Consider the following 19,895-nt stretch of genomic DNA (forward strand, 5'->3'; position numbering starts at 1 on the left):
CCCGAACCACTCACCACCACACCAGCAACAACCAAAGCCGAGACCGTTATCGGAGCAGATACACGCATTCGGCCACACCCAATCCTCGACGTCGTCCGCGTCTCGGGACGGATGCACCGCACGGGACAACGGAGTCCTTCTGCCTGGCCGTATCGACGACCCGGGCTCTCTCCCCGACAGGGAGCGAACCCTCGATAACATAAGGTACACAATGTCGAGTACATCGCGGTCGGGATCGCGGAAATTCGCGATAACTTAACGCTTCTCGCGACACCTCATGAACCCAGGGTACCGACCCGAGCCGCCCCGTGCCCGTACCCGTTGCACCCGTTGCCATCACCGCACGGGACGCGTGATTCCGTGCGGCGCTGCGCCTTCCGTCCGCAACGGCGTCGCAGAGCTATTCCTCCGCGAAGTACAGCAGCACCGACGACGCCGCGACCACGCCGCCGCGCTCGCCCAGATGCCGGTCCGAGCCGTCCTCCGGACGCCATCGCGGGCCGAGCACCCACATTCCACCGCTGGGAACGGTGCGGTCGAAGGCCTCCTGCCCCACCGGGTGGGCCGGGTAGAGGACTCCACCGTCGACGGGCGGCTGCCCGTCGACCAGGATCGGCGCTCCCGCACCGGCACATGTGATGCGATCGCCTTCCGTCGCGATGACCAACGCGATTCGATATTCGACGGTCGCCCAGCCCGCTCGCGACCCGTCGAACATGACCGATTCCCCGACTTTCGGCCGGTAGCCCGTCCGCGGCGGAACACGAGTCACGAGTTCTCCAGGCCTGACATGCACGGAGGGGGCGCACGGGAACGCCTGGGCGCCGCACTGCGCTCCGCTCGGATCAGGCCCGTATGCCACACAATCGGACCGCGTCCCGGAGCCCGGCGCGCTGGACCGATGACACAACTGCCATCCGCTTTCCGCTTCGGCACTCGACACGATCGCGCGACTGGCTGGGGACGATGCCATCAGCGCCATCGAAGTGACGTCGGCGCCCGGCCACGCCGCGGTGTGAAACCCGTATTCCCCCAAGATGTTCAGCATGAACAGGGCCGCGCCGACACCAACGCCGACCGTGGCTCCGAGGCCCGCAGGCGGCTGCGGCCACAGCGCTTCGGAGGCATCCGCCCGAGATCGCGCGAAGGGGCCGACCCGCAGCAGCCGCGGCGCCGCGAGCAACAGTGCCAACGCGACGGCGGCCGACAGTCCCCGGACATCGGACAAACCTTCAGGGAACTGCTGCCGCTTCATCAGTTCTCCCGTCACCCAGTTCGGCAGGCCGGACGCCTCCATGGGCAATCGCGCATAGAGGAAGTAGGCCCACAGCAACGACGGCAGCCAGGGCAGCATGAGCACGGCGGCGCCGGCCGCCAAGGTGGCGACGACGACCCGGGGACGGTCGACCGTCGCGACGACCGGTAGCCAGCTGCGTGCCGCCACGTGGACACAGGCGCTCACCCCGATACAGCACATGCCGAGCGCGGTGGCCCATTGCGACAGGAATTCGCCGGTCGCCGACCAGGTGTGGCCGATGGAGCCGTGCGCTACCGGATCCAGTGCCAGCACGCGCCCCAGCACCATGCCCAGCGCCAGAGCCGAACCATGGGCGAACGCGATCAGCAAGATGTGGAACGCGCTGTCCCGCAGCTGCATCGCATCCGCCTCGACACGCACCCACAACGCGTTGCGCAGCGCCGCCTGCGCGAGACCGCTGGTCGCGACCAGCGTGGTCAGCGTCATCCCCACCAGCGGCGCTATCGGTGTGCGCAATCCGGCCACCGCGGTCACCGCGTCGACCAGATCGTAAGCCAGCATGGCGCTGAAGCCGATGGTGACCAAGGAAAGCAGTCGCGGGGCCAGCAACTCGCCGGGGGCGTCCAGCATTCGCCGCCTGTTCCGTGCCGAGGGGTGCATGCCGAACCGTGCGCGCAGTCCCGGGTACCCTCTGGGCCGCGGTGCATCGTCCAGCAGTCGCCGCAGCTGGACCGGGTACGCCCGTGCGGCACGGAGGTCTGCGTAGTACTCGCGCGCCCGCAGCAGTCCATTGCGGATCAACAGGGTCGATCCGAGCAACACGACGATCCGCCAGCCATAGGTGAGCGCGGTCCGCCAATCACCGGTCGCGAGTTCCACCAGCATCCAGCAGCCGAACGGGATGCCGCCGAGCAGCACGAGCAGACGCCATGTCCACACCGCGAGATAGGCCGGATCCAGATCGCGATTGCGGATATGGGCCAGTTCGTGCGCGACCACCGCGTCCACCGCGCCGTCGCCGGTGCCGCGCCGCCACCGTTCCACCAGACCGCGACCGAGAACGACATAGCGGCGCCGGTACCGACCGAACGCCCGCCCACCGACGCGAGTGTCGGCCGGATCGAGCAGGAACCGCACCTCGGTGTTCCCTGCCGAAGCCACCAGTTTCATCGCCAGCCCGGAAAATTCGCCGGCCGGGAGCGCGATCAGCCTGCGCCGCCGGATATGCCAGGACGGCCACAGCCAGTAGACCGAGGCGACAGCGATCGCCGTGGCGACGACGGAGAGCATCGCGATCACCGACGCCGTCGCGCCGATACGGCTGGAGCAGGCGCCGACCGTCGCGGCGAAGGTCGCGCCATGCGCCGGGTCGGCCGGTGCGGCGGAACCGGGGTCGTGCCCGCCGAGCGACGTGATCAGCGCTCGGACGCACTGCTCGGTCGCCAGCCGGTAGGGCGTCCCGAGCGCGGCTCCCGCGAGCACCTGCCAGCAATTCCACATGGTCGCCGCGGCGGCGAGCACCAGCACCGCGAAGCGCAGGGTGGTGCCCGAACCGAATGCTTCCGGGGCGGGGCGCATCAGTCCGGCGGGTCGTCCGGCGCCGCCAGCTCGCCTACGATCGCCCCCGCCAGGAGGTTCGCCTGCTGATCGGTCAGCCCGTAGGCGAGTATCGCGCGCCTGGCGGCGTCGCGGGTGGCGTTCAATTGCTCGGAGCTGAGCGGTTCGGCCGCCGCGACCGCCACGGCGCGCCGCCGCCACGGCAGCCGGCTCAGGCGGCCGCGCAGGCCACGCGCGGTGCGTTTGCCGGAATATTCCAGGAGCGCGTCCACCGCACCCTTGGTCGCGGCCAGCACCGCGACCGTCACCACCGCCTCCACCGCACCGACTCCGAAGCCGAGCAGTTCGTCCGGACTCGGGCCGCGCCGACGCGCCGCGTACGCCGCGGCGGTGACGTCGAACAGCGGCAACTCTTCCGGCGCGTGCGCGGCGACGACTGACCGTGCCACCGCAACGACATCGATCGGTTCCGCATCCGCGATACTCAGCGCACTACCCCCTCGGCGTCGACGACTGGTCGAAAACCATTCTGCCGCACGGGCGCTGTTCCGTTGCGGACCCGCAACCCAGCAGTGAGCCGCCACCGATGCGTCAGCCGCGGGTTATCGGCCTCACGCCGCCTCGCTCGGCGCCGACTCGGCGGCCGTGGCGGTCGCCACGGTGGCTTCGGCGGCGCGCTCGGCCTCCTCGACGGTGCACCGGCCGAGGCCGCACGCCGTCGCCACACCGTACGCGGCCCGGCCCGCCGCCGCCTCGAACAAGGCCAGGCTCTTGATGCTGTCTTGCGCTCCGGCCGGCGACACCACCCCGGCGATGACCCGCCACTCCGGGTCGAGCCTGCGCAGCGGCCGGTAGAACGCAGGCTCCAGCGGAGCCGGATGAGCACCGTAAGCGCAGGGGATGTGCGCGGGCGGCAGCGGCACGGCGCGAGCGCGCAGGTCTCGCGCGAGGGTGTTCAACAGCCGCACCGCCGGCGCGAGACTGCGCGGCGCGAGCAGTTCTCTGTGCTGATAGTCGCCATAGCACAGATGCAGGGTGGTCTGTGCGCCGATCTCGTGTGCCCGGGCGAGGAAGCCGGACAACTGACGCGCGACCAGACGGCCGGCCGGAGCCTGCGCACCGAGTCGCGCCGCCTTCACCAGGGCGAGCTGGGCGATCGGCGACTCCACCTGCCAGGTGACCAGATCGCCGTGCTCGGCTGTCACCTGCGCCATTTCGGCCAGCACGGCCTCGACGAAGACGGGCAGGTTGCGCAGCGCTGGGGTCACCGTCCGCAGGTGGCGCAGCGCGCGCCCGAGCGGGAGCCCGTCGGCCACCGCCGCGCCTGCGAACACGAACAGCGCCAGATCCAGCGGATTCGGTTGGCTGATCTGCAATCTCGTTTCGGCGAGTTCGGGATGCCGAGCCCGCAGCGCGCGAAAGGCGGTGACGGCCGCGCCGATGCGGTCGACGCGATCCATCGCCACGTGCCGGGGTTCGAGGGTCGCGCGCCGGCGAATGCCGTACACGCGCATGTCGGCGTAGTCGGCGAAGTCACCGCCGCGCACCACTTCGAAGACGTCGTCGTGTCTGTCCCGCTCGCGCAGGTACTGCACGACCCAACTGGGATCCAGGTCCCGCGGCACACCGGTGAGCCGGTGGCCCCGGCTGCGCTGGACGAACCACTCCAGCACAGCGCTGTCGCCGGTCGTCAATGGCTCGGGCAAGCTGCCCACGAAGTGCACGAGTCGCGTCATCGCCTGTCCAACACGTAGTCCGCGCGAGACGGGTCCGGCGTTCGCCTCCCGCTCGGGGCCCCGATCCGGCGGCCGCCGAGCAGCATAGGCCGATTCGGTAGCCGGAAATTCGCCACTGGTGGGAAGTTGGTGCCGGATCGATGCGGCGACTTTCCGGAAACGCCCCGCGTGGTGCGATCGCGTCCGCCGCGACTACCTGGTAGAACTCCGCCATGGTCGATCGAACGCGGTTCGCGCGATTGGCGCTGGAGCAGGTGGCCGCCGAGTTGGACGGCACGGCTCTGCGCGGCGGCTACCTCACCTCGGAGCGGATGCGATTCCTCGCGACCAAGGTCCGCGACGCGGGGTACGCGTACGACGAAGCTCTCGAATCGAACGCCGCACCGGAATGATCCCCCGCTCTACCCGCGCCTGTCCTGCGGGGTTCGGGCTCCGGTGACTCCGGCACGCCCGCTCGGCGCTCGGCCGGCATCGACCCGGTGTCGCCACATGGTGGCCGGGTCCCAGTCCGGCGCGGTCCGGCCACGCGTGAGCGGGTAGGCGGCCAGCCCGATCAGCAGCGCCGAACAGTGCCCGACGCCGGTGAAGGTGGGATGGATCAGCAACGGGGTGGCGAACCACACCAGGATTCCGCCGAGGTACAGCCACCGCCACGGACGGGCGACATGGTAGGTCAGGATCCCGATGATGGCGGCGAGAAAATAACTGACGCCGATATCACGCACATCGACCATCCCCGGATCGGCGTACCCGTGGCGGATGGCAACGGCCAGGATGCCCTCGCTGAAATACGTGGCCGCGACGTGCGCGCACAGACCGACGATCGCCCAGCGCAACGAGCCGAGCCACCGTTCCGCCGGGGCGTGGAAGACACAGAACAGCACCAGGTAGGGCAACCAGAAATAGCCGTCGATCCACAGCAGACTGGTCAGGAGGGCGTGCAGTGGATCGGATTCGAGGTTGCGCAGGTTGGTGGAACGCTCGCCCAGCAGGCGCTCCAGATCGCCGCGCGGCACCAGGTGCTGGATGATCGTGGTGCCCAGCAGCAGCGTCAGCCAGGCGAAGGTCCACGGCGCGGTGCGCGCGTACTGCCATGCGGACGCCGTGCGGCCGGTGCGCGTCCCGCCGCCGTCGGCTGTGTGAGTCATGGCGCGGCCTTCCTGCGGGAAATCCTTCGCCGAAGGACGCGACCCGCCCGGCCGCGTTGCCGAATCGAGGCGCACTCTCCTGGCTCTGCCAGCTGAAACACTACTCTCCGGCCGGCCGGGGATCCCACCGATGACCGCCCCGTCCCCGGGACGCGTCCTGGGAATGCCGCGACTACGTGGCCGACGCGCCGGTCTCGGGCGGCTGCGCGGCAAGCGGCCCCGTGCGGTTGGCGGTGAGCATGCGCACCGCCGCGATGCGCAGATCCGGACGTGCCCGCCGGGCGGTGAGCTCGGCCAGGCAGATCTCACCGACCATGGCCACTTTCATCCGGGAGGCGGCGTCGGGGTCGGGCCATCCGGCGGCGGCCATGTCCGGCCGTCCGACCGCGATGAACAGCTCGTGGCGGCGGCCGATCTCCTCGCGCAGGTCGGGGTCGGTGCGTGCCTGCACCATGAACGCTTCGGTGCCGCGGGCATGGAGACAGGCATCGAGGAACGCGTCCAGACTCGGGGCGATCCGCTCGACGCCCGGCGGAATCCCCGCCAGCGCCGCGGCCACCGACTGCGACAGCGCGTCGAAGAAGCGGCGGTGCAGCGCGATGACGTAGCTGCGACGGTTGACGAAGTGGTGGTAGAAGGTGCCCTTGGCCATCCCGGCTTCCTCGACCACCGCGTTGACCGAAAGACGGTGCAGCCCCTCGCGTTCCGCCACCACGGTGCCCGCGATGAGCAGCGCCGTGCGACCGGGGTCGGCAATGACTGTCATGTTTCCGAATTCTCCCCACTCTTTCTGAAAAGGCTAGTGTCGTGCACCGGCCGCACCTACGCTGTGACCGATCGGTCGGTCGAAGCCTAGCCGGGTTCCGGATGGACCATCGGGTCATCGAGGACCGATCTGATTCCGGGCGACCCTGGGGGTTCGAAATGTCCGCTGAGTTTAAATTGGTGAGCGGCGATGTGGTGCCACTGGCATCGAACGCAAGCTATCTCGTGTCGATCGACGAGTTGTTGCCCGCGGATTCGCCGCGGTCGAACGGGGAAGACCGCAGGCATATCGCGCGATTGGCCGAGAGCGACACCGAATTACCGCCGATTCTGGTGCATCGCAGCACCATGCGCGTCATCGACGGAATGCACCGGTTGCGCGCCGCGCAATGGCTCGGCCGCGAGCACATCGATGTCGTGTTCTTCGACGGGACACCGGCAGAGGCTTTTCTGCGCGGTGTCGAGCTGAATACGACGCACGGTCTGCCGCTGACACTTTCGGACCGCAAAGCGGCGGCCGAGCGGATCATCGAGACGATGCCGGAATTGTCCGACCGGGCCATCGCCTCCACTACGGGACTGTCCGCGCGCACGGTCGCCACGATCCGCCAACGTTCGAGTGCGGAAATTCCGCAGTCGAACATCCGCGTCGGCGCCGACGGCAGGCGCAGGCCGATGGACCGCGCGCAGCGCAGGCGCCGGGTCGCCGAGCTGCTGGCGACCTCGCCGGACATGCCGCTGCGCGCGCTGGCCGCCGCGGCGGAGGTGTCCATCAGCACGGCGCACTCGATCCGCAAACGCTTGCGCGAGACCGGATCCTGCGAGGACGACACCACCGCGGATCAGCCGGAGGGCAGCGCGCTGCTGCTGCAACAGCTCACCCGCGACCCGGCGATGCGGCACAGCCAGCAGGGCCGCGACCTGCTGCGCTGGTTGCACACCCACTCGATGCAGCGCGAGGTGTGGACCGCGCTGGTGGCCACGGTCCCCCCGCATTGCATCCCGGCCGTCGCCGAACTCGCCAACCGCAATGCCAAGGAATGGCGAGCGCTGGCCGGCTACATCGAATCCGGCGCCGCCGAATAGCACCGGCCGCACCCGCATTCGCCACGGCCGCAGCCCGAGAAAAGGTCATTCATCATGCTTGTTGGTCTCGCACGTCTGGCGACCCGGCGACCGCGATCCGTCCTGTACGGCGCGCTGCTGATCGGCATCGTCTGCGTCGCGCTCGGCTGGTCGGCGCCCGCCCACCTGAAGTCCGGCGGCTACATCCCGTCCGACACCGAATCCGCCGAGGTGGCCGCGTTCCTCAACCGCGAATTCCCCGGCGCGGCACCGAATCTGGTGCTGCTGGTCACCGCGCCGGACGGACTCGACGGCCCCGCGGCGCGCACGGTCGGCGAGCGCGTGACCGCGCAGCTGCGCGGCCGCGACGACGTCGACGCGGTCCAGTCCTACTGGGAGCTCCCGCCGGATCTGCGCCAGGCCTTGCGCGGCAACGACGGTCGCGACGGGCTCGTCCTGGCGCATGTCACCGGCGACGACACCGACGCGCCGAAGCGGGCCGGAGCGATCGCCGAGCAGGTCGGCGGCGACTTCGACGGCGTGACGGTGCGGGCGGGCGGCCAGGCGGTGGCGTTCGACGAGATGAGCCATCGCATCGTCACCGATCTGCTGATCACCGAGGCGATCGCGATACCGCTGACCGGCCTGGCCCTGATCCTGGTCTTCGGCAGCCTCACCGCCGCGCTGGTCCCGCTGGCGGTCGGCGTGTTCAACATCTTCGCGACGCTGCCGATCCTGCGGCTGCTCACCGAGGTCGGCGACGTGTCGATCTTCGCGCTGAACATGATGAGCGCCTTGGGTTTCGCGGTCGCGATCGATTCCAGCCTGTTCATGGTCAGCCGGTTCCGCGAGGAACTCGCCGCCGGGCACGACACCGCCGCCGCCGTCTCGCGCACCGCGCGCACCGCGGGACGCACCGTGCTGTTCTCGGGTGTGGTGATCGCGCTGTCGCTGTCGACGCTGCTGGTCTTCCCGCTGTATTTCCTGCGTTCGCTGGCCTACGCGGGCTTGGCCGTGCTCGGCGCGGCCGTGTTCACCACCTTGCTGTTGGTGCCCGCCGCGCTCGCGCTGCTCGGCCCCCGCGTCGACGCGCTCGACCTGCGGGTGTTGCTGCGCCGGCGATTCCGGCGGCCCCGCCCCGAGCCCGTCGAGCTCACCGCCACCCGGTGGTACCGCTCGGTGCGGCTGGTCATGCGCCACCCGGCCGTGGCCGCGCTGGCGGTGATCGCGCTGTTGCTGGTGCTGGGATCGCCGTTCCTGTCCATCCGGTTCGGCGCCGCCGACGACCGGGTCATCGCCGGGGCCTCCAGCCACGTGGTCGGCGACGCCTTGCGCACCGGTTTCCGGGAGAACGCCATGGCCGGTGTGCTGGTGGCCATGCCCGGCTACCGAGGCGGCGACACCGACATCGCCGCCTACGCGCAGCGGTTGTCGCGGGTGGAGCATGTGACGTCCGTGCTGTCCGCGGCGGGCGTGTACGCCGGCGGGCTGAAAGTGGCCGCCGCGCCGCCCGGCCTGCGCGACGACGCGGGCACGTATTTGCGGGTGGGCACCCGGCTCGACCCGTACTCCCCCGCCGCGATCGCGCAGCTCGACCAAGTGCGCGCGGTTCCAGCGCCCGGCCGGGCGCTGCTCGGTGGCGCGGCGGCCGAAAGCGTCGACACGCTCGACGCGCTCGCGGCGAAAGTGCCCGTCGCCGTGATCGTGATCGCGCTGTCGACGCTGGTGGTGCTGTTCTTCTTCACCGGCAGCGTGCTGCTGCCGATCAAAGCGCTGCTGCTGAACACGCTGTCGCTGGCGGCGACCTTCGGCGCCATGGTCTGGATCTTCCAGGACGGTCACCTGGCCGGCCTGCTCGGCTTCACCCCGACCGGTTACCTGGTGCCGACCATGCCGATCCTCATGTTCTGCATCGCCTTCGGCGTCTCGATGGACTACGAGGTCTTCCTGTTGTCCCGGATCCGGGAGGAATGGCTGTCCACCGGCGACAACACCCGCGCCGTCGCGACCGGCGTGGCCCGCACCGCCCGGATCTTCACCGCGGCCGCCTGTCTGATGGCGATCGCCTTCGCGGGCATGGTGACCTCACACGTGTCGTTCATCCAACTGTTCGGCCTCGGCCTGACCCTGGCCGTGCTCAGCGACGCGACATTGATCCGCGGCGTGCTCGCGCCCGCTCTGATGCGCCTGCTCGGCGCGGCCAACTGGTGGGCGCCGCGCCGGCTCGCCGCGTGGCACCAACGTATCGAAACCCCCGAGACCAGCGCAGCTCTCGAGCCAGTACCCAAGTAGTGCGAGAGGAACAACATGGCGAAATTCCGCACAGGCGTGATGGATTCCGGCGTCTACACCCGGTTCGCGCCCGATCTGCAATTTCGCGGCAGTCGCTCGGTGGCGATGGCGGGCGGGGCGGACTCGCTCTGGGTGACCGACCACCTGCCCTCGATCCTGCCCGCCTCGATCTGGAAACCGCGGCACGTCGGCATCACCCGGCTGGCGCCGCACGCCGACGGCATCTACGAACCGTGGACGGCGCTGGGCTATCTCGCCGCCCAGAACCGCTTGGCCCGCCTGCGGCTCGGCGTCGGCGTCACCGACGCGGGCCGCCGCAATCCCGCCGTGACCGCGCAGGCCGCCGCCACGCTGCACCAGTTGAGCCGGGGCCGCGCGATTCTCGGCATCGGCACCGGGATCAGGGACAACAACGAGCCCTACGGCGTGGACTGGTCCGCTCCGGTCGGCCGGTTCGAGGAGGCGCTGGCGACCATCCGGGCACTGTGGGACTCCCGCGGCAGCCTGGTGACCAGGGACTCCCCGTACTTTCCCTTGCGCGACGCGGTCTTCGACGTTCCGCCGTATCGGGGTAGCCGCCCGGAGATCTGGGTGGCCGCGGGCGGCCCGCGCATGCTGCGGGCCGCCGGGCGCTACGCCGACGTGTGGTTCCCCGGCTTCGCGCAGCGCCCACACGAATACCGGCACCGCTTGGAGCTGGTGCGCGCCGCGGCCTCCGACGCCGGGCGCGACCCGTCGTCGGTCGCGCCCGCCGCCGTGTTCAGCGTGCTCACCGCCGCCCGTCCCGGGCAGGTGGACGCCTTGGTCGAGAGCGTCGGCGCGCGGGCGCTGACCCTGTGCGCTCCCGGGGAGATGTGGACCAGGCACGGTGCCACCCATCCGCTGGGCGATGACTTCACCGGCCTGCAGGACTACCTTCCCCAGACGCTGGACGAGCGCACCGTGCTGGACTACATCGAGAAGGTCCCGGCCTCGCTGGTGCGGGAATTCTGCCTGGCCGGAACGCCGGATGAGATCGTCGAGCAGCTCGCGCACTGGCGCGACCACGGCCTGCGCTATGCCGTGCTCATGAATCTCAGCGCAATTCATCCGAGCGTCACACAGGGGATGATTTCGAACGCGTCCCTGGTGGCGACGTTACGTAAATTGAAGCGCCTGTAACGCAAGACAATTGACGCGCGAGCGGCCCGAGCAATAGCATGCATTCGAGCGAAGGAGCTCGTCATAATATTTGTGCTGCTGCGGTCGGGGGGCTCAGCATGGTCCCGCATAAAAGGCCAGGAGAAATAATGGTCGACATTGCAATAGTGGGTATCGGCTGCCGTTTTCCAGGCGGCGTATCCGATGCGGAAAGCTACTGGAATTTTCTGCTGAACAAAGGCGACGGGATCGTCGATATCCCGCCGGATCGCTGGAGTATCGAAAAGTACTACGACCCGGATCCGGACGCGCCGGGACGTATGTACACCCGGCGCGGCGGATTTCTCAGCCAGCCGCTGTGGGATTTCGACGCCGATTTCTTCGGCATCGCCCAGAAGGAGGCCGCCATCCTCGATCCCCAGCAGCGGCTGCTGCTGGAGGTGACCTGGGAGGCGCTCGACGACGCGGGCATGGCGGGCCGGGTCTCCGGCCATCGCGTCGGCGTCTACGTCGGCGGCTTCATCCTCGACAACGTGCTCGGACGCAGCGGTCCGCTGGTCCGCTCGGCGATCACCAGCCACACCGCGATGAGCGCCTCGCACACCTTGCTGTCCAACCGGATCTCCTATCTGCTCGACCTGCACGGCCCCAGCCTGACCGTCGACACCGCCTGCTCGTCCTCGCTGGTGGCAACGCATCTGGCGGTGCAGGCGATCGCCAACGGCGAGTGCGAGATCGCGCTGGCCGGCGGGGCGAACGCGATGCTGCAGCCGGAGACGTTCATCTCGATGTGCAAGGGCCGGTTCCTGTCGGTCGACGGCCGCTGCAAGACCTTCGACGCCGCCGCCGACGGATACGGCAGGGCGGAGGGCGCGGGCGCGGTGCTGCTCAAGCCGCTGGACGTGGCCCAGCGCGACAACGACCGCATCTACGCCGTCATCCGCGCGACGGGCGTCAACCAGGACGGCCGAACCATGGCCATTCCGGTGCCGAATCCCGTTGCGCAGGAACAACTCGCCCGTCAGGTGCGCGATGACGCCGGCGTCGCGGCGCACGAGGTGAGCTATCTAGAGGCGCACGGCACCGGCACCGCGGTCGGCGATCCGATCGAGATGTCCGCGCTCGGCGCGGTGTACGGCGCGGTGGACGGCCGCGGCGAACCGGTGCCGGTCGGCTCGGTGAAGAACAACTTCGGGCACACCGAGGCCGCGGCGGGGGTCGCGAGCCTCATCAAGGCCGCGCTCACCCTGCACCACCGCACGGTCGCGCCCCAGTTCGAGCTGACCACGCCGAACCCGCAGATCAAGTTCGACGAGCTACGACTACGTGTCCCGCTGCGCCCCGAACCACTGCCCGCTGCGCCGGGCAAGGGTGTGGTCGCGGTCAACGGCTTCGGTTACGGCGGCACCAACGCCCACGCCATCCTCGTCGAAGCGCCGTCATCGGCCGCGCGGGCCGAGGACGAGCGCCCGGTGCCGCGGGTGCTGCCGGTCTCCGGCCGCCACGAGACCGCCGTGCGCGCGCTCGCGGGCGAACTCGCCGACGCGCTGGACCGGCATCCCGCCGACGCGCTGACCGCCGCCGCCTGGACCCGCCGCGCCCACCATCCCCTGCGGGTCGGCTTCGCCTACGACGACGCCGACGACCTGCGCACCCAGTTGCGCGCCTTCGCCGACGGCGAGGGCCGGGCCCCGTCCCGCATCATCGGCGACGGCGAGGTGGAGCCCGTCTTCGTCTTCAGCGGCATGGGCCCGCAGTGGTGGGGCATGGGCCGCGAGCTGCTCACGACCGACAGCACGTTCGCCAAGGTCGCCAGGGAGATCGATCGGGAGTTCGTCTCGATCGCGGGCTGGTCGATCCTGGACGAGATGCTCGCCGACGAGGACGGCTCGCGGATCATGCAGACCGCCTACGCCCAGCCCGCCAACTTCGTGCTGCAGGCCGCGCTGACCGCCGAACTGGCCGAGTACGGCGTGTATCCGGCGGTGGTGGTCGGGCACAGCGTCGGCGAGGTCACGGCCGCGTATGTGTCCGGCGCGCTGTCGCTGCGCGACGCGCTCACCGTCAGCTACCACCGCGCCCGGTTGCAGGCGACCACCGCGGGCAGCGGCGGCATGCTGGCCCTCGGCATGTCCGAGAGCGAAGCACGGGAGTTGCTCGCCCGCACCGACAGCATCTGCGTCGCCGCGGTGAACAGCCCCGGCGCGGTCACCCTCGCAGGCGACAGCGAGGACTTGGAGCTGCTGCGCGACACCCTGTCCGCCACCGGCACGTTCGCGCGCAGCCTGCGGGTCGAGGTGCCGTACCACAGCCATCTGATGGACCCGATCCTCGACGACCTGCGTGACGCGCTGGCCCAGCTGGCGCCGCGGGACGCGAAGCTCACCACGTACTCCACCGTGACCGCCGCCGAGATCGCGGGCACGGACTGGGACGCGGACTACTGGTGCCGCAACGTGCGCGAGCCGGTCCGCTTCGCCGACGCCATCGGCGCGCTGGTCGACGCGGGTCACCGGGTCTTCCTCGAAGTGGGTCCGCACCCGGTGCTCAGCGGCAACATCCGCGAGATGCTGATCCATCGCGGGGTGATCGGCGCCGCGGTGACCACGCTCTCGCGCGATCTGCGCGACCGCAACAACGTGCTGCGCGCCGTCGCGGACCTGTATGTCGCTGGCTCTTTGGACGGTTCGGCCGTGCCCGGTCGTCCCGACTCCGTCGTCGGGCATCTGGATCTGCCCGCTTATCCGTGGCAGCGCAAAAGGGTCTGGCACGACGAGGCGGTCACCCTGCTCGATCGCCTCGGTACGCCGGACGGCTACGCGCTGCTGGGCGAGCCGACGACCGCGGCGGGCTCGGAGTGGGAGGTGCAGCTGTCGGTGTCGCGGCTGCCGTGGCTGCGCGACCACGTCGTGGCCGGACATGTCGTACTGCCCGGCGCGGCCTACCTCGACGCCGCGCTCAGCGCCGCCGTCGAGCGCACCGGACGCACCAGCGTCGGGCTGGAGTCGGTGGAATTCGTCGCGCCGCTGGTGATCGACGAGCACGACATCCCGGTGCTGCGCGTGAGCGTCGAGGAGTCGACCAAACGCTTCCAGATCCGCTCCCGCTCGGCGACCGCGGCCACCTGGACGCTCAACGCCCACGGCAGGCTCATCGAAGCCGACTTCACCTCCGCCGTCGTGGATGTCGCCGCCCCCGAGCACGCCGTCGCCGTCGCAGGCCCGGATCTGTATCGCGGTCTGGCCGCTCGCGGCCTGGACTACGGACCCGCCTTCCAGCGCATCGTCTCGGCCGCCGTCGGCGCGGACGCGGTGGTGGCCTCGCTCGCGCCCGTGCAGCAGGACGCGCCGATCCGGCACCTCGCCCACCCCGCCCTGGTCGACGCCGCGCTGCAGTGCATCGCCGCGCTGGCCGCCGACTCGGACACCGGCGTGGCGATCGTGCCCGCCGCCATCGCCGGGGTGCGCCTGCTCGGCCCGCTGCCGCAGCGGCCACGGGTCGTGGTGACCCGGCGCGGCGCCGACCCGCTGCGCGCCGACATCGCGATCGTCGGCGAAGGGGGCGAGGTGGCCATGCGGTTGCTCGGCGTCGAGTTCCGCCCGGTCAGCGCGGCGATCGAGGTCACCCATCAGCTGGAACGCGTGTTCTATCAGCCCCGGTGGGAGATCGTCGAGACGCAGGCCGGCGCGCGGTCCGAGCAGGAGGTGGTGGTGGCCGTGTGTGTCGGCGCCGACGCCGCCGACCGCGCGACGTCGCTGCTGGGCGAACGGACCGACGTCACCATCGTGCTCACCGATCCGGACGCAGGCGACAACGATGAACGCCTGCGGTCGGCGCTGCGCTCGCCGGACGGCGCTCCGATCGCCGAACGGATCCGGGTGGTCGTCGTGTTCGGCGACGCGTTCGACGGCTCGCGCAACGTCTACTGGCTGGCGCGCGCGGCGAATGCCGTCGAGCATCTGCTCGCCGACGCGCCGCAGGTCCGCGTCCGCGCCGTCGTCGTGACCGAGCAAGCGTTGTGCACGCCCGCCGACAGCGGCGCGAAGGTCTCGCACGGCGCGCTGGTGGGCGCGCGGCGCGCCCTGCTCAACGAACAACCCGCGGCGGGCTGGCGGCTCGTCGACGCGAACGCGGGCTCCGAGACTCCGCCTGCGGATCTCGTCTTCTCCGACGACGTGCTCGACGAGATCGCGGTGCGGGGAACCGACCACTGGGCGGTGCGGCTGGACCGCAATTTCGGCGCGCATCTCGACGAGCGCAACCGGGCCACCCCGCTGGCGGACCCGGACGCCTCGTTCGTGGTGGAGATTCCCCGTTCACGTCTGATGGCGGATCTGGCGTTGCGCGAGACCGATCGGGTCGCACCCGGCCCCGGCGAGGTGGAGATCCGGATGGAGACGGCCGGTCTCAATTACAAGGACGCGATGAAGGTCATCGGCGTGCTCACCGAAAAGGAACTCGCCGGCACCTATTTCGGCACGACGGTCGGCATGGAGGGCTCCGGCGTGGTCGAGCGCGTCGGGCCCGGCGTCACCGATGTCGCGGTCGGCGACCGGATGATGGTGTGCGCCCGCGACATCCTGCGCAAGTACGTCACCATGCCCGTCGACGCGGGCGCGACCATGCCGCACCGGCTGCTGCCCGGCGAAGCCTACGATCCGCTGACGTGCGGTTCCGGATTGCCGTTCCTCACCGCGGAATTCGGGTTGCGGACCCTGGCGCGGCTGCGGCCGGAGGAGACCGTGCTGGTGCACGGCGCGGCGGGCGGCATGGGCATGGCCGCGGTGCAGGTCGCGCTGGACATCGGCGCGACGGTGATCGCCACGGCGGGCACCCCCGAGCGGCGTGCGCAGGTGCGCGAGCTCGGCGCGCACCATGTGCTGAACTCGCGGTCGGCCGACTTCGTCGACGAGATCGCCGAACTCACCGGCGGCCGCGGCGTCGACGTGGTCTACAGTTCGGCGCCCGGTGAGATCCTGCGCCAGAACTTCCGGGTGGCCGCCGAATTCGGCCGGGTCGTCGACATCGGCAAGGCCGACATCTACACCGGCGGGGTCATCGAACTGGCTCCCTTCGACCGCAATCTCACGTTCTTCTCCGTCGACATGGACCGGGCGCTGGCCCACGATCCGGAATTCTTGCGCACGCCGATGCGCGCCAGTCACGCGGCGTTGCGTGCGGGCACGTACCGGTACCTTCCGTATCAGGCCTATCCGGTGTCGGAGCTGGCCGCGGCGTTCGAGTCCGTCGCGCGATCCGATCAGATCGGCCGGGTCGTGCTCGACCTGCGCGAGGAACGGCCGATGGTGCGCCCGAAGCTCGCCCATCCCAGGATCGATCCGGACGGCTGCTATCTGGTGACCGGCGGCTTCGGCGGCTTCGGTCTGGCCACCGCGCGCTGGCTGGTGGCCGAGGGCGCACGCACACTGGTGCTCGTCGGCCGCAGCGGCGCGTCCACCCCGCAAGCCAGGAACCAGGTCGCTGCCTTCACCGCCGCGGGCGTGTCGGTGATCGAGGAGCGAGTGGACGTCGCCGACTATGCCGCGACGGTTGCCCTGGTGGAGCGCATCCGGTCGGTCGCCCCGCTGCGCGGTGTCTTCCACGCGGCAGGGGTGGTGAACAACCTGCCCATCCCGCAGATCACCCAGGAGTCGCTGGACGATCTGTTCGCCAAGGTGCGCGGAGCCCAGCATCTGGACCGGGCGATCGAGGCCGCCGGCATCGAGCCGGACATGTTCGTGCTCTACTCCTCGATCAGCGCGCTGGGCTGCATCACCCCGCAGATCGGCTACGCCGCCGCCAATGCCGCCTTGGACGCGCTCGCCGCCGACCGCCGTGCCCGCGGCGCCGCGGCGCTGGCGGTGAACTGGGGCTTCATGAGCGGCGGCGGCATGGCCGACAAGACCGAAGCGCTGGCGGACTACGTCAAGTCGATCGGCTTCCTGCCCATCGACATGGACCGGGCCACCGCCCTGCTGCGCGAATGCCTGGCGCTGGACGCCCCGCAGGTCGCGGTGGCCGACATCGACTGGACGGTGTGGTCGCGCGTGGCGCGGCCGTCCACCGATACGCGTCGCTTCCGCCAACTGCTCGCCGACATCGGCGTCGGCGACGAGGCAGGCGGCGCACTGCGCACCGAGATCCTCACCCTGCCCACCGAACAGCGCGCCGACTTCGTCGCCCAGCGCCTCGCCGATCAGCTCGCGGTGGTGCTCGGCGTGGACACCGACACCATCAACATCGACGAGCCGGTCACCGATCTGGGCATGGACTCGCTCATGGCGATGGAATTCGGGGCGCGCACCGAGAAGGAGCTCGACGTCAAGATCTCCGCGCTCGAGCTCAGCAGGGGCCTGTCGCTACGCGGCATCGGCGCCAAAGTGGTCAGCCAGTTCGCCGAGCCCGACGCCGCGGCCGCATGAAAGGCACCCACATGTCCACCGAACTCATCGCTTACGCCGATATCGACACCGTGCTCGGGCACCGGGACGGGCGGTTCTTCGGCGAAGGCTACAAACGGATCACCCACAGCATCTTCGACATCACCCTCGACCGCGACGCGGAGGACAGGCCACGGCTGTCGGCGACCGCGGGCGTGCACTATCCGCTGGACTGGTCGCGCAAGAGCACTAGGGTGCTGGTCCCGCACGTGAGCAGCATCGATTGCTCGATCTTCGGCTACCGGCTGCTCGAGGTGATCCTGCGTGAGTGCTACGGGCTCACCGATGCCGAGATCCGTTCCTGCTGGGTGCCTTTCGTCCAGTTCAGCAGCGGGACCATCGCGACGGAGTCGCTGGCGGAGTTCCCGATCAGCGCGACCGTCGTCGCGGTGGAGGGCAACACGATCGGCATCACCGGCGCACTGGGCGGCGGTATGAGCCTGGAGGCCACCGTGGCGTTGCCCGCGCCACCGCAGCCCGCCCACGCCGCACGGCGCACGGTGCACGAGACGGGACGCGGGTACTTCCACGGCGGGGTGTACGCCCGCGGACAGTACCTGCGCAATGTCGTCGTCTCCGACGGCGGCAGCCGGGCACAGGCGGATTTCGCGCTCGCGGAACCGGATCCGGCCGGGCCCTGGCACGGCGTGGCCGACGCCTATCAGCCTTCCGTCACGCTGGTCGACGCGACGGTGATCCTGGCGCAGCTGTCCCAGGTCGTGCTCTACGAGCTGGACAACATCGCCCGCAAGGACAGCGAAACGCTGTGGATGCGCCGGATGACCGCGCGCGCCTCCGCTCCCCCGGCGCCGTTCACCGCGGGCACCGCGACCACGCGCATGGCGCGATCCATGGTCCTCGCCTTCGGCGGCGGCGACTGGCGCATCTCCAGCTGGGCGTCGGACTTCGCCGGGTGCGAGATCCGATACGACCTCGCGCACCGGCTGCCCGCCTAACCCCGCGCATTTCCGAACGTTCAGAAAGGCACTCTCATGTCGGCGAACAATTATCGACGCATCGTGATCTCCGGGACCTACTCGACCGGGAAAACCACCACCTCCACGGCCCTGTCCCTGCTGACCGGCATTCCCCGGGTGGATGCCTCCTCCGCGCGCGAGGTGGTCACCGAGCTCTATCCGGGCATGCGGTTCCAGGACCTGAGCACCACCGAACTGATGGCGCTCGGCTTCCGCAGGCTCGAGCTGCGCATTCAGGCCGAGGCGATCCTGGACGCCCAAGGCGGATTCATCGCCGACGGCTCGGTGCTCAACGAGTGGGTCTACGGCACCACGCGGCTCATCACCGGGCCGAACCCCGGATCGTCGCGATGGCACAAGGCCGTCAAGAACACCCTCACCCTGCCCGGCCGGCCGTTCTACCGCCGCTATCTCAACGCCTACGGCGACATGGCCAGGCAGCGCGCCCGGCAGAACTACGACATCTTCTTCCACCTTCCGGTGGAGGTGCCGATGGACCCCGACGGCCACCGGCCCGTCGACGAGCGCTACCGCGCCATCTCCGATCGGCAACTGCTGCACGCGATCAGTGAGCTCGGGCAGCCGGTCGTCACGGTGCGCGGCACCCCGGAACAGCGCCTGGAATCCATCGTCTCGATGCTCGACATCCCCACCGTGATGGACGTCGACGTCGCGGTGAAGGAGGCGATGGAGATCGTGCGCAGCAGCCGCGAGCGCGTCCAGGAAACGATCATCGCCCAGCAGCAACCACACACTTTCGGCCGCAAGATCAAGTTCGCCACCCGCGTTTAGGAGCACGCCATGACCGTCCTGCTGGACAAGACCAAGCGCTACAACCCGATCGACTCGTGGTTCTACGACAATTTCATCTCCGATGCCGTGCGGGAGATGACCCCGACGCTGTTCGACGACATCGTCGCCCAGCTCGACGACGGCGCGCAGGTGCTCGACGTCGGTTGCGGCGGTGGGCAACTCGCGGTGGGGCTGGCCACCACCGGAACCACGTTGCGGCTGACGGGGATCGACCTGTCCCCGCAGCAGGTGCGCAGGGCGCGCAAGCGCGGCGCGCCCCTGGGCAGCCGGATCCAGTTCCGGGAGGGCTCGGCGATGGACCTGCCGTTCCCCGACGCCGCTTATGACGCGGTGATCAGCTCCGGCTCGATCAAACACTGGCCGAATCAGCGCAAGGGCCTGTCGGAGATGATCCGGGTGCTGCGGCCAGGGGGCCTGCTGCTGGTGATCGAGGCGGACCGGGGCTGCACCTTCGAGGACGCGCGGGCGTTCGTCGACCGCTGGAAGCTGCCGCAGCCGATGGCGCGCGCCTGCCTGCCGTTCTTCCGCACCTACATCGCCGGCTACGGCATCGACCTGGAGGACGGCCGCGAGCTGGTGGCCGATCTCCCGGTCACCGATGCGACGGTGCGCCGCATCGCGGGCGAGCCGGGCATCCAGATCACCGCGCGCAAACTCGACGAGTGAGCAGCGGTCGGTCCGACCGGTGACCCGGCCGGGCGGCG

General features: G+C 70.0%; 13 protein-coding genes. 8 read left to right on the forward strand and 5 right to left on the reverse strand.

All coding sequences use genetic code 11. The annotated features are described in order from the left end of the window. Positions 1-400: 400 nt before the first annotated feature. The 3 genes from ACH49X_RS31795 to ACH49X_RS31805 all read right to left on the reverse strand — a co-directional run bounded on the left by ACH49X_RS31795 (position 401) and on the right by ACH49X_RS31805 (position 4,551). Positions 401-2,836, reverse strand: a complete 2,436-nt coding sequence (locus ACH49X_RS31795; protein WP_357208647.1) for a M48 family metalloprotease — start codon at positions 2,834-2,836, stop codon at positions 401-403. Further along, positions 2,836-3,264: a hypothetical protein gene (locus ACH49X_RS31800; protein ID WP_357208648.1), complete on the reverse strand. Its 429-nt coding sequence runs from the start codon at positions 3,262-3,264 to the stop codon at positions 2,836-2,838. The genes ACH49X_RS31795 and ACH49X_RS31800 overlap by 1 nt, the downstream gene beginning before the upstream one ends. Before the next feature lie 162 nt (positions 3,265-3,426). Then, positions 3,427-4,551, reverse strand: a complete 1,125-nt coding sequence (locus ACH49X_RS31805) for a hypothetical protein (RefSeq protein ID WP_357208649.1) — start codon at positions 4,549-4,551, stop codon at positions 3,427-3,429. Between the two features lie 212 nt (positions 4,552-4,763). On the opposite strand from ACH49X_RS31805, the gene ACH49X_RS31810 reads away from it, so the two are divergent. Next, the gene (locus tag ACH49X_RS31810) at positions 4,764-4,943 is read left to right on the forward strand and encodes a hypothetical protein (RefSeq protein ID WP_195083076.1); all 180 of its coding nucleotides are present in this window, start codon (positions 4,764-4,766) and stop codon (positions 4,941-4,943) included. A gap of 9 nt (positions 4,944-4,952) precedes the next feature. Here ACH49X_RS31810 and ACH49X_RS31815 read toward each other — a convergent pair whose 3' ends face one another. Then, positions 4,953-5,699, reverse strand: coding sequence for a rhomboid-like protein (locus ACH49X_RS31815; RefSeq protein WP_357208651.1), 747 nt, complete (start codon positions 5,697-5,699; stop codon positions 4,953-4,955). Positions 5,700-5,871: 172 nt separating this feature from the next. After that, positions 5,872-6,465 (reverse strand): TetR/AcrR family transcriptional regulator, encoded by a 594-nt coding sequence (locus tag ACH49X_RS31820; protein ID WP_195083074.1) that lies wholly within the window; start codon positions 6,463-6,465, stop codon positions 5,872-5,874. A gap of 158 nt (positions 6,466-6,623) precedes the next feature. Here ACH49X_RS31820 and ACH49X_RS31825 point away from each other — a divergent pair, with 158 nt between their 5' ends. The 7 genes from ACH49X_RS31825 (at position 6,624) to ACH49X_RS31855 (ending at position 19,857) form a co-directional block, all read left to right on the forward strand. Then, a complete protein-coding gene (locus ACH49X_RS31825) occupies positions 6,624-7,550 on the forward strand; it encodes a ParB N-terminal domain-containing protein (protein ID WP_195083073.1) in 927 nt (308 codons plus the stop codon). A 54-nt stretch (positions 7,551-7,604) separates the two neighbouring features. Next, positions 7,605-9,821 carry an MMPL family transporter gene (locus ACH49X_RS31830; protein WP_357208652.1) on the forward strand — a complete coding sequence of 739 codons (2,217 nt, stop codon included), beginning with the start codon at positions 7,605-7,607 and terminating at the stop codon, positions 9,819-9,821. A gap of 15 nt (positions 9,822-9,836) precedes the next feature. Next, on the forward strand, positions 9,837-10,982 hold the full coding sequence (locus tag ACH49X_RS31835) for an LLM class flavin-dependent oxidoreductase (protein WP_195083071.1): 1,146 nt from the start codon (positions 9,837-9,839) through the stop codon (positions 10,980-10,982). Positions 10,983-11,110: 128 nt separating this feature from the next. Continuing rightward, positions 11,111-17,383, forward strand: coding sequence for an SDR family NAD(P)-dependent oxidoreductase (locus tag ACH49X_RS31840; protein ID WP_357208654.1), 6,273 nt, complete (start codon positions 11,111-11,113; stop codon positions 17,381-17,383). An 11-nt stretch (positions 17,384-17,394) separates the two neighbouring features. Continuing rightward, positions 17,395-18,357 (forward strand): AvrD family protein, encoded by a 963-nt coding sequence (locus tag ACH49X_RS31845; RefSeq protein ID WP_357208655.1) that lies wholly within the window; start codon positions 17,395-17,397, stop codon positions 18,355-18,357. 36 nt (positions 18,358-18,393) lie between these two features. Then, entirely contained in the window at positions 18,394-19,170 is a 777-nt protein-coding gene (locus ACH49X_RS31850; protein WP_195083068.1) for an ATP-binding protein, read from the forward strand. A 9-nt stretch (positions 19,171-19,179) separates the two neighbouring features. Further along, positions 19,180-19,857 carry a class I SAM-dependent methyltransferase gene (locus tag ACH49X_RS31855; RefSeq protein WP_195083067.1) on the forward strand — a complete coding sequence of 226 codons (678 nt, stop codon included), beginning with the start codon at positions 19,180-19,182 and terminating at the stop codon, positions 19,855-19,857. The last annotated feature ends 38 nt before the right edge of the window (positions 19,858-19,895 follow it).

Origin of the sequence: Nocardia sp. NPDC019323, assembly GCF_044389845.1 — a bacterium.
GTDB classification, from domain to species: Bacteria; Actinomycetota; Actinomycetes; order Mycobacteriales; family Mycobacteriaceae; genus Nocardia; species Nocardia implantans.

Bases quoted from the DNA above. Each gene is read 5' to 3' on its own strand.
- ACH49X_RS31840 (WP_357208654.1), top strand. From the start codon at position 11,111: ATGGTCGACATTGCAATAGTGGGTATCGGCTGCCGTTTTCCAGGCGGC.
- ACH49X_RS31815 (WP_357208651.1), bottom strand. From the start codon at position 5,699: ATGACTCACACAGCCGACGGCGGCGGGACGCGCACCGGCCGCACGGCG.
- ACH49X_RS31820 (WP_195083074.1), bottom strand. From the start codon at position 6,465: ATGACAGTCATTGCCGACCCCGGTCGCACGGCGCTGCTCATCGCGGGC.
- ACH49X_RS31805 (WP_357208649.1), bottom strand. From the start codon at position 4,551: ATGACGCGACTCGTGCACTTCGTGGGCAGCTTGCCCGAGCCATTGACG.
- ACH49X_RS31795 (WP_357208647.1), bottom strand. From the start codon at position 2,836: ATGCGCCCCGCCCCGGAAGCATTCGGTTCGGGCACCACCCTGCGCTTC.
- ACH49X_RS31845 (WP_357208655.1), top strand. From the start codon at position 17,395: ATGTCCACCGAACTCATCGCTTACGCCGATATCGACACCGTGCTCGGG.
- ACH49X_RS31835 (WP_195083071.1), top strand. From the start codon at position 9,837: ATGGCGAAATTCCGCACAGGCGTGATGGATTCCGGCGTCTACACCCGG.
- ACH49X_RS31825 (WP_195083073.1), top strand. From the start codon at position 6,624: ATGTCCGCTGAGTTTAAATTGGTGAGCGGCGATGTGGTGCCACTGGCA.
- ACH49X_RS31855 (WP_195083067.1), top strand. From the start codon at position 19,180: ATGACCGTCCTGCTGGACAAGACCAAGCGCTACAACCCGATCGACTCG.
- ACH49X_RS31810 (WP_195083076.1), top strand. From the start codon at position 4,764: ATGGTCGATCGAACGCGGTTCGCGCGATTGGCGCTGGAGCAGGTGGCC.
- ACH49X_RS31830 (WP_357208652.1), top strand. From the start codon at position 7,605: ATGCTTGTTGGTCTCGCACGTCTGGCGACCCGGCGACCGCGATCCGTC.
- ACH49X_RS31850 (WP_195083068.1), top strand. From the start codon at position 18,394: ATGTCGGCGAACAATTATCGACGCATCGTGATCTCCGGGACCTACTCG.